At 56.8% G+C, this 14,728-nt stretch carries 20 protein-coding genes; 12 read left to right on the forward strand and 8 right to left on the reverse strand.

Features of this window, described 5'->3' with window-relative positions; translation table 11 throughout:
- The first annotated feature begins 193 nt into the window (after positions 1–193).
- Entirely contained in the window at positions 194–2,290 is a 2,097-nt protein-coding gene (locus tag E7738_RS06530) for a TonB-dependent siderophore receptor (protein WP_394516220.1), read from the forward strand.
- A gap of 62 nt (positions 2,291–2,352) precedes the next feature.
- Here E7738_RS06530 and E7738_RS06535 read toward each other — a convergent pair whose 3' ends face one another.
- A complete protein-coding gene (locus E7738_RS06535) occupies positions 2,353–2,601 on the reverse strand; it encodes a GlsB/YeaQ/YmgE family stress response membrane protein (RefSeq protein WP_021506355.1) in 249 nt (82 codons plus the stop codon).
- A gap of 184 nt (positions 2,602–2,785) precedes the next feature.
- On the opposite strand from E7738_RS06535, the gene E7738_RS06540 reads away from it, so the two are divergent.
- Positions 2,786–3,520 (forward strand): flagellar brake protein, encoded by a 735-nt coding sequence (locus tag E7738_RS06540; RefSeq protein ID WP_058757616.1) that lies wholly within the window; start codon positions 2,786–2,788, stop codon positions 3,518–3,520.
- An 89-nt stretch (positions 3,521–3,609) separates the two neighbouring features.
- Entirely contained in the window at positions 3,610–4,737 is a 1,128-nt protein-coding gene (locus tag E7738_RS06545; RefSeq protein WP_127833936.1) for a mechanosensitive ion channel family protein, read from the forward strand.
- A 15-nt stretch (positions 4,738–4,752) separates the two neighbouring features.
- Here the strand turns inward: E7738_RS06545 and emtA are convergent, their stop codons facing one another.
- Positions 4,753–5,364, reverse strand: coding sequence for a membrane-bound lytic murein transglycosylase EmtA (emtA, locus tag E7738_RS06550; protein WP_058776495.1), 612 nt, complete (start codon positions 5,362–5,364; stop codon positions 4,753–4,755).
- Between the two features lie 181 nt (positions 5,365–5,545).
- On the opposite strand from emtA, the gene ldcA reads away from it, so the two are divergent.
- Complete coding sequence (ldcA, locus tag E7738_RS06555) at positions 5,546–6,469, forward strand: muramoyltetrapeptide carboxypeptidase (RefSeq protein WP_058776494.1); 924 nt, start codon at positions 5,546–5,548, stop codon at positions 6,467–6,469.
- 23 nt (positions 6,470–6,492) lie between these two features.
- Positions 6,493–7,155 carry an MBL fold metallo-hydrolase gene (locus E7738_RS06560; RefSeq protein ID WP_021506360.1) on the forward strand — a complete coding sequence of 221 codons (663 nt, stop codon included), beginning with the start codon at positions 6,493–6,495 and terminating at the stop codon, positions 7,153–7,155.
- On the opposite strand, the gene E7738_RS06565 is transcribed toward E7738_RS06560, so the two are convergent.
- Entirely contained in the window at positions 7,156–7,569 is a 414-nt protein-coding gene (locus tag E7738_RS06565) for a GNAT family N-acetyltransferase (RefSeq protein WP_058757613.1), read from the reverse strand.
- Between the two features lie 21 nt (positions 7,570–7,590).
- Positions 7,591–7,974 carry a hypothetical protein gene (locus E7738_RS06570; RefSeq protein ID WP_058757612.1) on the reverse strand — a complete coding sequence of 128 codons (384 nt, stop codon included), beginning with the start codon at positions 7,972–7,974 and terminating at the stop codon, positions 7,591–7,593.
- 219 nt (positions 7,975–8,193) lie between these two features.
- Between E7738_RS06570 and E7738_RS06575 the strand changes: the two genes are divergently transcribed.
- Positions 8,194–8,550 carry a DUF4186 domain-containing protein gene (locus E7738_RS06575; protein WP_010617204.1) on the forward strand — a complete coding sequence of 119 codons (357 nt, stop codon included), beginning with the start codon at positions 8,194–8,196 and terminating at the stop codon, positions 8,548–8,550.
- An 18-nt stretch (positions 8,551–8,568) separates the two neighbouring features.
- Here E7738_RS06575 and E7738_RS06580 read toward each other — a convergent pair whose 3' ends face one another.
- Positions 8,569–8,748, reverse strand: coding sequence for a hypothetical protein (locus E7738_RS06580; RefSeq protein ID WP_031279245.1), 180 nt, complete (start codon positions 8,746–8,748; stop codon positions 8,569–8,571).
- 203 nt (positions 8,749–8,951) lie between these two features.
- Here E7738_RS06580 and E7738_RS06585 point away from each other — a divergent pair, with 203 nt between their 5' ends.
- A complete protein-coding gene (locus E7738_RS06585) occupies positions 8,952–9,281 on the forward strand; it encodes a hypothetical protein (RefSeq protein ID WP_394516221.1) in 330 nt (109 codons plus the stop codon).
- Between the two features lie 61 nt (positions 9,282–9,342).
- A complete protein-coding gene (locus E7738_RS06590) occupies positions 9,343–9,891 on the forward strand; it encodes a hypothetical protein (RefSeq protein WP_058757703.1) in 549 nt (182 codons plus the stop codon).
- Between the two features lie 24 nt (positions 9,892–9,915).
- Here the strand turns inward: E7738_RS06590 and E7738_RS06595 are convergent, their stop codons facing one another.
- Entirely contained in the window at positions 9,916–10,122 is a 207-nt protein-coding gene (locus E7738_RS06595) for a DUF2767 family protein (protein ID WP_021506367.1), read from the reverse strand.
- A 180-nt stretch (positions 10,123–10,302) separates the two neighbouring features.
- On the opposite strand from E7738_RS06595, the gene E7738_RS06600 reads away from it, so the two are divergent.
- A complete protein-coding gene (locus E7738_RS06600; RefSeq protein WP_021506368.1) occupies positions 10,303–10,551 on the forward strand; it encodes a DUF883 family protein in 249 nt (82 codons plus the stop codon).
- A 332-nt stretch (positions 10,552–10,883) separates the two neighbouring features.
- Here E7738_RS06600 and E7738_RS06605 read toward each other — a convergent pair whose 3' ends face one another.
- Positions 10,884–11,081, reverse strand: coding sequence for a DUF6404 family protein (locus E7738_RS06605; RefSeq protein ID WP_021506369.1), 198 nt, complete (start codon positions 11,079–11,081; stop codon positions 10,884–10,886).
- Positions 11,082–11,349: 268 nt separating this feature from the next.
- Between E7738_RS06605 and E7738_RS06610 the strand changes: the two genes are divergently transcribed.
- From E7738_RS06610 to E7738_RS06620, 3 genes are all read left to right on the forward strand, one after another.
- The gene (locus E7738_RS06610; protein WP_010617212.1) at positions 11,350–11,532 is read left to right on the forward strand and encodes a type II toxin-antitoxin system HicA family toxin; all 183 of its coding nucleotides are present in this window, start codon (positions 11,350–11,352) and stop codon (positions 11,530–11,532) included.
- A gap of 39 nt (positions 11,533–11,571) precedes the next feature.
- Entirely contained in the window at positions 11,572–11,964 is a 393-nt protein-coding gene (locus E7738_RS06615; RefSeq protein ID WP_022548759.1) for a type II toxin-antitoxin system HicB family antitoxin, read from the forward strand.
- Between the two features lie 84 nt (positions 11,965–12,048).
- Positions 12,049–13,305: a mechanosensitive ion channel family protein gene (locus E7738_RS06620; protein WP_021506372.1), complete on the forward strand. Its 1,257-nt coding sequence runs from the start codon at positions 12,049–12,051 to the stop codon at positions 13,303–13,305.
- Between the two features lie 121 nt (positions 13,306–13,426).
- Here the strand turns inward: E7738_RS06620 and icd are convergent, their stop codons facing one another.
- Positions 13,427–14,677, reverse strand: a complete 1,251-nt coding sequence (icd, locus tag E7738_RS06625; RefSeq protein WP_010617214.1) for an NADP-dependent isocitrate dehydrogenase — start codon at positions 14,675–14,677, stop codon at positions 13,427–13,429.
- Positions 14,678–14,728 lie beyond the last annotated feature (51 nt).

Below are 14,728 nucleotides of genomic sequence, written 5' to 3' on the forward strand. Positions count from 1 at the left end.
ACAGCCAGGCGATGGCCACGCCCGGCGCTGCGGCATCCCCCTGCGCATCACACTTTTCCATTACTTATCTTTTACATCTTGAAACACCCCTTACTAAAAGATAATAATTCTCAATCTTAAAATGACTCTTTTTCTCATCATTAACCGCCGCGCTGGTGTGGTGCGGCTTTTGTTCTCAGCCAAAGGAATCATTATGACCGCGCTGTTCCCCCTCAACCGTGGCCGGCTGCTGTGCGCGCTGGCGCTGGCGTTTCCGGCACTCGGCGTAGCCGAACCCTCTCTGGTGGTCACCGCACAGCCGCAGGAGAGCGCCACCTCGCCTACGGCGGGCTATCTCGCCACCCGCAGCGGCGCCACGAAAAGCGATCGTCCACTCGTCACCACGCCGCAGTCCATTTCCGTAGTGACGCGTCAGCAGATTGACGATCAGGGCGCGCAGGATCTGAACCAGGCGCTGGGCTATACCCCGGGGGTTTTCACCAACTTTGGTGGCGCGGCCACGCGTTACGACACCATTTCGCTGCGCGGTTTCCACGGCGGTGACGTCGACAACACCTTCCTTGACGGTCTGCGCGTGATGAGCGACGGCGGCAGCTTCAACATCCTGCAGGTGGATAACTGGTTCCTTGACCGCATCGACGTAATTAAAGGCCCCTCTTCTGCCCTTTATGGCCAGACGGTGCCGGGCGGGCTGGTGAACATGGTCACGAAGCGGCCGCAGTTTGCTTCACAGGGCCATTTACGCTTCGCCACCGGCAGCAATGCCAGTAACAGCGCCGCCTTTGATTACACCGACGCAATTAACGATCAATGGGCGTACCGCCTGACCGGCATCACGCGCAACAGCGATACCCAGTACGACCACACGCGCGAAGAGAAATACGCCCTGTCACCCCAGCTGCTGTGGCAGCCGGATGAAGACACCAGCCTGCTGCTGCGTGCTTATCTGCAAAAAGATCCCTCAGGCGGCTATCACGGCTCGGTGCCGGCGGAAGGCACGCTGTACAGCCACAATGGCCGCTGGCTGAGCGACGGCTTCTATGAGGGCGACAGCGCGCTGGATCAGTTCAAACGTCATGAGCAGATTTACGGCTACGACTTTTCGCACCGTTTCGATGAGGTATGGTCGGTGCACAGCACCGGCAGCTACAGCCATTCCAGCGTGGCGCTCGACCAGGTGTACCAGATTGGCTGGAACAGCGACAATCCGGACCTGCTCAATCGCTACTACTCTGGTGAGCGCTCTTTGCTCAGCGCGTGGGCGACCGATAACCAGCTGCAGGCGGAGTTTGCCAGCGGTGCGCTGCAGCATCGCGTCACGCTCGGCGCGGAGTATCACCGCTACAAAAATGATCTGAGCGACGCCAGCGGCGCTGCCTCACCGCTGAATGCCTGGAGCGGCGAGGCCATCGGCAGCCAGCCGGATTACCTCTGGACAGCGCAGACGCGCCGCTACTATCAGAGCAGCCTCTATCTGCAGGATGAGATGGCGTGGCAGCGCTGGCATCTGGATCTGTCTGGTCGCTATGACCGCATCGTGTCAGAGAATGGCAATAGTCGTCGTCAGGACGATCACGTCAGCGGCCGCGCCGCGCTGCTGTACGCCTTTGATAACGGCGTGTCGCCGTACGTCAGCTGGAGCCAGGCGATAACCCCGGCTTCGCTGACCGATCCCGACGGGAATCAGCTAAAACCGACCACCTCAGAACAGTATGAAGCCGGGGTGAAATACCAGCCGAACGGCACGCGCGATCTCTACAGCGTGGCCCTGTACGATCTGACGCAGAACGATGTGGCCAACCGTAACGTGCAGGACGGCACCTACACCCCGTCCGGCAAAGTGCATGCACAGGGCATTGAACTGGAGGCGCGCAGCCAGCTGACCGAACGGTTCAGCACCGTCGCCGGTTATACGCTCAACCATCTGCGCTTTAAGGATTCCGTGGACGGCAACGATGGCCATACGCCGTACGTCACGCCAAATAGCATGGCGTCGCTGTGGGGGCATTATCAGTTTGATTACGGCCTGAGCGCGGGTGCCGGGGTGCGCTACATTGGCCGCCAGTGGGCCGATAACGAAAACACCACCCGTTTGCCGTCGGTGACCCTGTTTGACGCCTCACTGCGCGCCGATCTGGGCGCGTGGCAGCCGAATCTGAAAGGTGCCTGGCTGCAGCTGAATGCCCGCAATCTGACGGATAAAAAGTATCTGGCAGCCTGCTACGGCACCGGTTACTGCTATCGCGGCGCGGAGCGGACGCTGACCGCCACAATCGGCTACGATTTCTGACGACATAAAAAAATCCGCAGCCCCGGACGGGACTGCGGATCTTGTTGAATCGTGATTTGGCGTCAGCTGCGGACTTTACGGTAGATCCACAGCACCACAATGGCACCGATCACCGCGACCACGAAGCTGCCAAAGTTGAAGCCGTCAACCCGGCCAAAGCCGAACAGGGTACTGATCCAGCCGCCCACCACCGCACCGACAATCCCGAGTACCACGGTCAAAATAAATCCGCCGCCATCTTTACCTGGCATGATCCATTTAGCGATAATCCCGGCAATCAGACCAAAAATAATCCATGAAAGAATACCCATTTGCTGCTCCTTACGTTATGAATCAAGGTGTTCATCGCGCTAAGTATAGCCGGGAATTTTTTCTCTGCTACATCAACATCATGATGAATTCGTTCACGCCGGCTAAAGCTTTTACCGCCCCGGTCGATAACCGACGAAGAGCAGTGGCACTCGTAAAATAGCAATCGGACAGGTGGAGCAGGACGTGAAAGACGCCGATAAAGAACAATATCTCAAGCGCGGTACGCTAGCGGTGTTGAACGTGATGAAGGATTTGTTGCGTTATCAAACCCTGCTGATGGTCAATTTCTCCCGTGGTCAGTTCATCAGCCGGCTGCTGGCCGCGGATGAAGATCGGGTGATTTTTGATCTCGGCAGCAACGCGCTGGACAATGATTTGGCACTGCAGGGTGGCGAAGTGAATATTGCGGCCGAAACCCACGGTGCCAAAGTGGAGTTTGGGCTGCAGGGATTAACCCGCATCGATTATGACGGCCTGCCCGCCTTTGCCGCCGCGCTGCCCGACCTGGTGTGGCAGATTCAGCGCCGGGAGTTCTTTCGCGTCAACGCGCCGCTCGAACCAGTATTCTACTGCCACAGCCAGTGGCCGGACGGCAGCACCGCGCGCTTTCGCCTGCAGGATCTGTCGCTTGGCGGCGTCGGCGTGTTGCTGGATGAGGCGCTGCCGGAAGGTCTTAACCGTGGCGATACCTTCAAAAAGCTGCGCGTTGAGCTGGGCGAATATGGCCAGTTCGAAGTGACCGCACAGCTGCTGCACATCGGCGAGCGCAGCACCGTGACCAGCAAGAACGAAACCCGCATCACGCCGCGGCTTAGCTTCCGTTTTACCGCCATCGAACCGGTGCAGGAGCGTCAGCTGCAGCAGGTGATTTTTGCGCTGGAACGGCTGGCGCGCGACAAGGCCAATCGCTTCCAGTAAACCGCCGGCGTCCCGCGCGGCGCCAGCGTAGTCTATGCTTTCTCCTTGCACATTCTTTTCACCGGCTCCCAGCAAGGAGATTCTCCCCAATGGAAAACTGGCTTTCTGCCCATCGTTTACAACTTATCTTTCTCAATCAAAACTTCTGGATTAATAGCGCCATCATTGTGTTCGGCACGCTGATTGTTTACTGGCTGCTGCGCACCGTCATTCGTTTTGTCTCTAACCGTATCGCCCACTACAGCGAACAGCGCCACGTGCGCTTCACCGGCATTCTGGTGGAGATTCTGCGCAGCACCAGTCAGCTGCTGCTGCTGATCTTCTCGCTGCTGATCGCGCTGAAATTTGTCGACCTGCCGGACAGCTGGAGCGTCGCCATCGCCCACGGCTGGTTCCTGGCGCTGATTCTGCAGCTCACGCTGTGGATTGACGGCGGCATTCGCCTGTGGCTGCACTCGTTGCTGCGCGATCCGCTGCACGTGCGCAATCCGGTCACCACGGTGATCCTCGGTATTCTGCTGCGTGTCGTGGTGTGGGTGATGATGCTGCTGGCGATCCTCTCCAATATGGGGATCAACATCACCGCGCTGGTGGCCAGCCTCGGCGTCGGCGGTATCGCCATCGCGCTGGCGATTCAGACGGTGCTGAGCGATGTATTTGCTTCGCTGGCGATTGGCTTCGATAAGCCCTTTGAGCACGGCGACTTTATTGTGTTCGGCGACATCGCTGGCTCTATTGAGCACATTGGCCTGAAAACCACCCGGCTGCGCAGTCTCGGCGGCGAACAGATTGTCTGCTCCAACACTATTCTGCTGCAGCAAACCATCCACAACTACAAACGCATGCAGCAGCGGCGCATCGTGTTTAAGTTCGGGATTAATTACGGCACGCCGGCGGAGAAAGTGCGCCAGATTGGCGGCATGGTACAACGCATCATTGAAGGCGTGCCGGACACGCGTTTTGATCGCGCCCATTTCCTGTCGTTTGACGAATCGCAGCTGACGTTTGAGGTGGTCTATTTCGTGCTGAGCGCCGATTACAACAAATACATGGACATTCAGCAGGAGATTAACCTGCAACTGATGGCGCAGCTGGAGCAGAAACAGATTCGTTTCGCCTTCCCGATGCGCCGCGTGGAGTTCACCGGCGGCGTGCTGCCGCGCATTAACCTCAGCGATGCCTCGAATGAGGCTGCGGCAGAGCGCGCACAGCACTGAGCCCCGCCAGCGGCATTAGCCGATGGTGCGATAGGCGGTGGTGACTTTCCACAGGTATCGCGGCGCCTGGGCGGCCGGATGCTTGTTCTGCACGTGCTGGTAGAACTCATCCGGCGTCATGGCGTTGATCATTGCAATGGCGCGATCGCGGTCGCGCGAGAAGGTGCGCAGCAGCGCGCCGGCGCCGTTGGCATAGGAAACAATGGTGGCATAGCGCAGCGTCAGCGGATCGCGAATGCCCGCCAGCGCCGAATCCTGCAGAATCCGGATATAGGCCGCGCCGATATCAATATTTTTCGCCGGGTCGCGCAGCTCGGAGTTACTCGGCTGGCCGTGGCGTCCCTGTGCGCGATACACCTCGCGCCCGGCGGTGGCGGCTTTGATCTGCATCAGCCCGACCGCGTTAGAACGGCTTACCACGGTTGGGTTGCCCCCGGATTCGACACTAATAATGGCGCTGATTAGCTTCTCATCAACGCCATAATGACTGGCGGCATCTTCGGTAAACAGTGACCATGCATCATTCACTTTCGACGGCGGCGCCTGGGTTAATGGCGTATTTCTCTCCGGCGTCACCGGTTTTTCCGGCTCGCTGGCACAGCCAGCCAGCAGCAAAGCAGACAGCATAAGTAGTCGGATTTTCACTGATTTTCGGTTCCGCTATAAGATTGGCGCAAGCTATCATAACCATGACGGTAAAAGGTAAAATTACCGTTTATCCTAAATACGTAAAAAACCTTGTGCTACCGTGACTTCGGTAACGCATTTCGTCATCATCGGCAGGCCAACAGACAGCAGGATGGAAGTTATGCTCGCCCCTCGTTCAATACGCCTCATCGCCCCTTCCGGTTATTGTCACAATCAGGATGCCGCCCGCCGCGCGGTGGAGCGCCTGCAGGCGGAAGGCCATCAACTGCAAAACCCGGAAGCCATTACGCGCCGCTGGCAGCGTTTTGCCGGTGATGACGCGCAGCGCCTGCAGGATGTGAATGCGCTGGCGTCGCTGGCGTCGCTGCCGGATATCGTACTGGCGGTGCGCGGCGGCTATGGTGCCTCACGCCTGCTCGATCACCTCGACTATGTGGCGCTGCAGCGTCGCCTGCTTAATCAGCCTGTCGCGCTGTGCGGCCACAGTGATTTCACCGCTATTCAGCTGGCGCTGCTGGCGCAAACCGGGCTGATCACCTTCAGCGGACCGATGCTGGCCGGCAATTTTGGCGCGGAGGCTTTATCTGAATTTACCGTCAGCCACTTTTGGCAGGCGCTAACATCTCCTACAGTCAATCTGGCGTGGCACAGCGCCAGTCCGGATCGCGGCCGCTGGCAGGGCACGCTGTGGGGCGGCAACCTGGCGATGATCTGCTCCCTGATTGGCACGCCGTGGCTGCCGCAGATTGAAGACGGCATTCTGGTGATCGAGGATGTGAATGAGCATCCGTTCCGCATTGAGCGTATGCTGATTCAGCTGCAGCAGAGCGGTATTTTGGCGCGCCAGCGAGCCATTGTCACCGGCAGCTTCACCAGCACCGCCCTGTCCGATTACGACAACGGCTTTGATTTCGCCACGGTGTGGCAGCGGTTGCGTGACGAGTACCAGATTGCGGTAATCAGCGATCTGCCGTTTGGCCATGATGCCGATACCGTGACGCTGCCGCTCGGCGCCAGCGCCACGCTTGAGATTGACCAGGGCGCCGCGCGGTTAGCCTTTACCGGCCATCCGACGTTGCGCTGACGTGTTGCCGCAGGAGACCGCTATTGAAGCCGCTGTACGAAGACTTGTGGATCTCCACGCCGGAATTTCCCGCCGAAGAGACGGCAAATGATTTAATGATGCACGGGTTTATGCTGCGCCATCCGCGCGGCAACCTGTTGATTGGTCGCGTTGAGCAGTTGCTGGATCATGAAGTGCTCGCGGACGCGGGCGGCGTGATTCGCCACTATTTTACCCACTGGCACGAAGCCGCGCCGGGCGCGCGGGCCATTCAGCAGCGCTTCAATAGTGCGCTGTATTGCCACAGCCGATCGCTCGGCCCGGTGAGCCTGGTGATTGAGCCGGACGAGACCTTCACGCATCAGGACGTGCACTTTGGCGACTTTCACCTGCTGCCCACGCCGGGCCACACGCCAGGCAGCTGCAGCTACCTGTACCATTCACCGCTCGGCCAGACCTACCTGTTTGTCGGCGACACCCTGACGCGGGATTACCATCGCTGGATCAGCGTGCTGGTGCCGGACAGTAATCCTGCGGAGCTGCAGCAGTCGCTGGAGCTGTACCGCTCGCTGCGTCCGGATGTAGTGCTGATGAGCACCACGCGCGGGCATCTCTCCTGGGCGAAGGTCGATTTACAGAGCTGGCTGGCCGCGATTGATGAAGCGGAACAGTCGCCGCTGGATCTGCGCCAGCAGCCACTGCTGTGATTACAGCGTCTTGCTCAGATAGTGACGCTGATGTTCGCGCGGATAGTGATCAAGGCTAAAACGTAGCGTATAGCCAAGCTTTTCATAAAACGGCCGCGCCTGAAAGCTGGCGGTATCCACCTGCGCGTAACGGCAGCCGCGTGCGCGGGCTTCCTGTTCGGCAGCCTGAATCAGCTGGCTGCCGGCGCCCTGCCCGCGTAACCCATCGCTGACCCACAGCATATCAATGCGTAACCAGTTGCCATAGGTTGAGCCCGTCAGTCCCGCCAGCTTTTTCCCGGCGCCGTCTTTGATGAACACACCGATGGCTTTCATCTCATTGATGTCAATAAAGCGGCTGTTGAAGGCGTTCAGGCCGAGGCGCATTTCATCCAGATCCTGATGCGTGACGCTATCCGTAACGCTTAATTGCATGGTCGGCTCCTTGTGGCGGCATTATGAAGAGGGGTGCTGGCGGTCGTCGTAGCGCTCCAGCGACAGAATATCAGCATCGCGTTTTTCCGTGCGGTTGCAGGGCAACAGCTTATCGCTGTCGGCGTAGACGAAAAAGGTTTCGCCGCTGTTTTTATTCACGATCAGCTGATCGCCATTGCGGAAACGGGTGATGGCGACCTTATCACCGTCCTGCAGACGCGTGCGCTGCTGCCCGGCGGCAATCTGGAAATGCCGGGTTGGCCACATCAGCGTGCTGAGCCCGTAGGCGGCACGCGATACCGTCATGGTGGGGCGGCCCGGGCAGGTGATCTGGAATTCGCTTTCGCTCCACGCGGGGGCAATCTGGCAGGCCATCAGGAGCGCGGCAAGGGTTATCGCCTTCATGGGGGGTTCTCCACTGAGGTTAGATCATGATTTTACAGGAATTTAATTGACCAGAGGGTAACATACAACCGCCGCCGGTGCGGTAATCTGCGACCGCAGGTCAGCCACTGCGGGCAGGAAGAACGTCTCCACACCACTGATTTTGTGAGGTTTTATGCGATCGGGATATCTTTGTAACGAGTTAAGTAAAATGCGCTAAGATCGCGTCAGGAGGATGTTATGCGAGATGAACAGGCATTATTCGCGCGGCTGGCGCAATCGCCGTTTCGCCGCCGCTTCCATTTAGGCGCGAAAGAGCGACAGTACTGTATTGAGAAAGGCCCGGCGGTGATCGACCAACACGCGGCCGATTTTATCCAGCAAAGACTGGCTGCAGCCGAACCAAAGAATGATGGCAAACAGACGCCAATGCGCGGCCATCCGGTATTTATCGCCCAGCACGCCACGGCAACCTGCTGCCGCGGCTGTCTGGCAAAATGGCATGGCATTGCTGCGCATCAGCCGTTAACGGCAGAGCAGCAGCAATATATGGTGCGGGTGATTCACCGCTGGCTGGTGGGTGAAATAAATGGTTAAGACCGGGATGGGATGGCGCTACTCTGCCGCGACCTGCGCGGCCACCAGCATCAGCGCCAGTCCGGCATCGTCTGGATCGAAACGCTGCATAACTTCATGGATCGCCGTCACGCAGTTCATCACCTGCTGTTTTTTGTCGGCGTCTAACTTATCAATCGCGTGCTGAAGAATCATTAAACTGGCTTCTTCTTCTCTCATGGATTTACCCTTGTTTTGCTTACCTGGTGCGCAACGCTGGCAAGAATAACGTTTATCTGCTAGCAAAGTCACCCCTTTACATGCTTACCGCTTAACGATTAAACAAATGGCAAATGGGCAGTGGCGTCAGACATGCTATGATCGGATCAGTGGCGCGCATCGTCAGGCCAGCATAAATCAGGGAATGCACCAGGAACAGGACCATGTTAAGACTCAGTTTTCTACTCACACTTATCCTGCTGGCTGGCTGCAGCTCCACGCCGAAAGGCGTCGATTGCCCCGGCGAGGTCGTAACGCTCTATGGTCAGTCGCTGGGCCACACCGAAGGGCGCATTTTCGATTTAGTGAATTCGTTTTCGGTGGCGCGCGATGGCGTAACGCTGAGCAGCGGCGCACTGCACTCCACTGACCGTTTCCGCTATGTCCCTTCTGCCGTGACGCCGGAAGGCTTTTATGCACAGCGGCTCAGCGACAAGCAGTTCCGCCTGATCAACCCGGCGCGTAACACCATGATTACCTGGACGTGTCCATAAGCCGTGCGTGACGCGCGCAGATGGTTTATTGTCAGCGTTTGTCATGCTGCGGACCTGCATTATGGAAAAGAGTCTGGACAATAACGGTTATATCGATTTCCCCTTTCCGGCCACCCGAGACGCGGATGGCTCGGTCAACCCGTGCGGTTTTGACCTGACGCTGGAAACCGATCGCATTGATGAGATCGCCGCCGGTAAACATTCTGAAAATTTGCGTCGTCTGCTGGAAGAGGTCAATCTGCAGGATGGCCTGTTTATGACGCTGGCCTGTGACTGGCAGCAGCGCGCAGACGGCGTGTGCGGCTTTCTCGATGTGGCGTTCCGCCCCACGCTGGACTGTAGCAGCGAAGAGACACAGAGCCTCGATCAGTTCTTTGAGATGTATCTGCGCCGCCAGGAGCAGCAGCACAGCATGCCGCGCGACGCGCTGGTCAACTATGCGCGCGCGGTGCTGGACTGGAGCTGGTCGCCGCTGCAGCAGCGCCATCGCCGCTATGAGAAGGTCACCATTCGCTATTACTGCCAGCAGGCGGACGATGCCGAATGGTGTTTTGATCATCTGCGCCACTTCCTGGTGAGCTGGTACCCGGCGTATCGCGACCAGCAGTGAGGGCGTCCGCGTGACGCCCTGCTCTTACGGCCGTACCAGACGAATCGCGTGCTCCAGCATACGCTGTTCATCGCGTTCGTCGTGGGCGCGATCGTGGCGCGTACGCTGCAGCAAACGGGCAATCTCCTCCCGTCTGGTTTCATGACCGCACTCGGAAAGGACAATCACCGCATCGCCAATCACCCGGCAAACTTCATCGTAATCGTCTTCATTCAGGATATCGCGTTTCATTTCTCCTCCATTCAGTGAGCGCTGCGTGAGGTTAGCACAGCTTAGCGTGGTCCTTACCAGGTATGGACAGCAATGCCGATTCCTGCAAACCACTGTTACATCCTGAAAAGCCACCAGGTTGCTGGTCTGCACTTCTCTGTCTACGCTGAAAGAGACATTCACCACTCTCAGGGAGTTAATATGACCGATAAAGCGGAAGCAAAATTGAATGAAGCGGCGGGTGCCGTACAGGAAAAATTTGGCGAGTTCACCGGTTCACGCCGCCATCAGGCACGCGGTGCCGCGCGACGCTATCCGGCGCAGGCCAGCTATGCGGTGCAGGATGCAGCAGACTGCGTGGTGAGATCGGTACGCGACAACCCGGCGACCGGACTGGCCGTTGCCGCCAGCATCGGCGTGATTGTCGGTTTCCTGCTGGGCCGTAAATAATCCCCGGCGATCGGGGCCCATATGGCCCCGATACTCAATGCCGCTGCGGCACGCCGTCCCGTCGTTCCTGAATATGTTCATCCGGCGTCTCGGCGACATCTGCCGTACTGCTGTGCCCGGCCAGGTGGCGCCCATGCTGCCCCGCTATCACCACAGGCCCCACCGGTAATTGTGCACTGGCCGCCAGTGATAGCAGCAATAAAAACCATCCCGTCAGTAACGTTCTTCCCATCCTGCCCGCCTTACACGCTGATTAGTGAGCGCTCAGCTTGCCGGATGTCATGCAAATTAGCGTCAGCGCGACGCAAAGCTATGTCGGCAGTTGTGAATAATCAGGCCTGTGCGCGCCGCGCTTTGTAACGCGCCACCATGGTCATTAATGCCTGATAAATCAAACCGGCATACAGGCTCATGACAATCATCATGCCCGGCGTTTTGCCCTGTGCCTGCCAGGAAACAAACCACATAAAAATGCCCCACAGCAGGGAAAAAATCAGCCAGCCTTTCACAAACTTGATCACACCTTGCATAGCACCTCCGGATTGATGAAGGCTGAAGATAGCGGTTCAGCCAGCAAATGGCACGCGCGCCGGTGCCGGGATGTTAACTGTTTCAAAGTTTTACGCAAACCACTATCGCAGCGGGAAAAAGCCGTGGAAAACAGCACGCAGAACGCAGCATCAACGGGTGCCTGTCATGGCCGTCCCGGTTAGTTTGGCCATGACCCGCCGATGTGATGGCAGAGACCGCCTTGCATTAGTGTGTATTGTGTGTATAATTTCACCTACAGGAAGTCCGATGAAGAGCGCGACGCTGATTAAACTGCTGCAAAAGAATGGCTGGAAGCTGGAGCGCATACGCGGCAGTCACCATCAGTTCTCACATCCGGATTTTGCTCATCTGATCACCGTGCCGCATCCGCAGAAGGATATGAAGAAAGGCACGCTGATGCAGATTCTGAAAGACGCCAGGCTGGATTGATCCATGCTGGTTTTATTCCGCTTGCTCAGAGGTGACATGATGCTGTTTCCCGCTTTGGTAGAGATTGACGCTGACGGCTCGGCCAGTGGTTATTTCCCGGATGTCACCGGCTGTTATTTTGCCGGTGATACGCCCGAGCAAACGCTGCAGGATGCGCAATCTGCGCTGCATGCCCACTTTGAACTGATGGCGGAGAAAGGCTTGTTGATTCCGGAGCCGGCGCAGCACTGGCAGCAGGAATTTAGCCAGCCCGGCGTGTGGATCTACGTTGATATTGATGTCACCCGCTATCTGGGCAAATCCGAGCGCATCAATATCACTATGCCGCATCTGCTGATTGAGAAGATCGATAAGATGGTCAGTAATAACGCGCGCTACAGCAGCCGCAGCCATTTTCTTGCCGAGGCGGCACGCAAAGCGCTGGTCTCGTAGCAACACTATTGCGCACGCGTCGCTTATCGTCCGTGGCCGCTTTATGTTTGAATTCCCGCCTCAACCGGCCGGCATGTGGTTAAAATGAATTACTTACGCGACATACAAACGTTTATTGAAGGCAACACGGTGCTCTCCGCCACCTTCAGCCTGCTGCTGTTACTGGTTGCCGGCATGGTCACCCATCTGATCTGCAAGTTCTTCGTGGTAAAAGTGGTGCGCCGCGTGTTCTTTAGCACGCATAAAAACCAGGTGCCGCTGGATAAAGACGTCCGACTCTCAGAAAAGCTGTCGAATTTTATTCCGGTGATCACCGTCTATTACCTGCTGCAGTTTATGCCGGACCTGCCCGAGCATCTGCTGATCGCGGTGAAAACCATCTGCGGCATTCTGTTTTTTGTATATCTGTCGCTGTTCTTTAACGAAGTGCTGGAGATCGTTAATAACTCCTATTCGCGTAAGTCGAAGCGTAAGAACCACTCGATAAAAGGCTATATCCAGATCGGTAAGATCCTGGTGCATATCATTTCCGCCATCATGATTCTGGCTATCATGTCGAACAAATCGCCGGTGATCATCATCTCCAGTCTGGGTGCGGTCGCGGCGGTATTGATGTTAGTGTTTCAGCACACCTTGCTGTCGCTGGTGGCCAATATTCAGGTGTCATCGAACGATGTGCTGCAGCTTGGCGACTGGATTGAAATGCCGGATAACGGCATCAGTGGTGAAGTGATTGATATCGCTCTGCATACCATTACCATCCGCAACTGGGACAATACGCTGTCGCGGATCCCGACCAAAAATTTCCTGACTGAAACCTACACCAACTGGCAGGCGATGTTCTCCTCCGGCGCGCGGCGTATCATGCGCAGCTTTCATCTCGACCAGACCTCCATTCGCTTCCTCGATCAGCAAATGGTGCAGCAGATGAGCCAGATTCGCGGTGTCAGTGAGCAGCTTTCAATCCTGATGGATGGCCGCGATAGCAGCGTGGTCGGTGACCGCTGGTTTGCGGAAAACGGCATTACCAACCTCACGGTGTTCCGTCACTATCTCACCGCCTGGCTGGCGCAGCGCGACGATATTAAAAAAGATATGTATATCGTGGTGCGTGCGATGAAACCCTCACCCGAGGGATTGCCGGTAGAGGTTTATTGCTTTACCTCCTCGGTGCTGTGGGTTGATTACGAGAATTCCCAGTCAGCGATATTTGAATTCATCTACGCCATCGTCGGTCAGTTTTCGCTGCGGATTTACCAGCATCCGGCCGGCAATGATTTCTGGCGTTTGTCGCAGGCGCGCGATAGCCAGATCGGTCAGTTACAGCCTCCGGCGGAATAAAGCCACGCATCGCACGGTCGTCATGCATGGCAAACCGGCGGTGACAGAAGTCCTTCCCGCTGCCAGCATAAAAAAAGGGAGCCCTGCGGCTCCCTTTCATGTTGCATTTGCTCAGGGCAAATTACATGTTCGCGATGATCGCGTCACCAAACTCAGAACATTTCAGCAGCTTAGCGCCGTCCATCAGACGCTCAAAGTCGTAGGTCACGGTTTTGGCAGCGATTGCGCCTTCCATGCCTTTAACAATCAGGTCAGCCGCTTCGAACCACTCCAGATGACGCAGCATCATTTCTGCAGACAGGATCACGGAACCTGGGTTCACTTTATCCTGGCCCGCATACTTCGGTGCAGTACCGTGGGTCGCTTCGAACAGTGCGCACTCGTCACCGATGTTGGCGCCCGGTGCGATACCAATACCGCCTACCTGTGCCGCCAGGGCATCAGAAATGTAGTCACCGTTCAGGTTCATACAAGCGATAACGTCATACTCGGCTGGACGCAGCAGGATCTGCTGCAGGAAGGCATCGGCGATCACATCTTTAACGATGATCTCTTTACCGGTGTTCGGGTTTTTGAACTTCATCCACGGACCGCCATCGATCAGCTCGCCGCCGAACTCTTCTTTCACCAGCTGGTAGCCCCAGTCTTTGAAAGAGCCTTCGGTGAACTTCATGATGTTGCCTTTGTGCACCAGCGTCAGGGAATCACGGTCATTGGTGATGGTGTATTCAACCGCGGCACGCACCAGACGTTTCGTGCCCTCTTCTGAACACGGCTTCACGCCAATACCACACTGCTGCGGGAAGCGAATTTTCTTCACGCCCATCTCTTCACGCAGGAATTTGATCACTTTGTCCGCTTCCGGCGTACCGGCTTTCCACTCGATACCGGCATAGATATCTTCGGAGTTTTCGCGGAAGATCACCATGTCGGTATCTTCAGGACGTTTAACCGGGCTTGGCGTGCCTTTGTAGTAACGTACCGGACGCAGACACACGTACAGGTCCAGTTCCTGGCGCAGTGCCACGTTCAGGGAACGAATACCGCCACCTACCGGGGTAGTCAGTGGGCCTTTAATGGCTACGCGGTACTCTTTGATTAAATCGAGGGTTTCCTGCGGCAGCCAGACATCCTGGCCATAGAGTTCGACGGATTTTTCGCCGGTGTAAATTTCCATCCAGGAAATTTTTCGCTCGCCGTTGTAGGCTTTCTTCACAGCGGCATCAACCACTTTCAGCATCACCGGGGAAACGTCAACCCCAATACCGTCACCTTCAATGTAGGGGATGATCGGGTTATTCGGGACATTCAGTTTGCCCTGATCCAGGGTGATTTTTTGACCTTCCGCCGGAACAACTACTTTGCTTTCCATTAACCTCTCCTTCGAGCGATTTTTTGTTAATGATTTGTAAGATGCGCGTCA

This window comes from Pantoea sp. SGAir0430, from assembly GCF_043549295.1.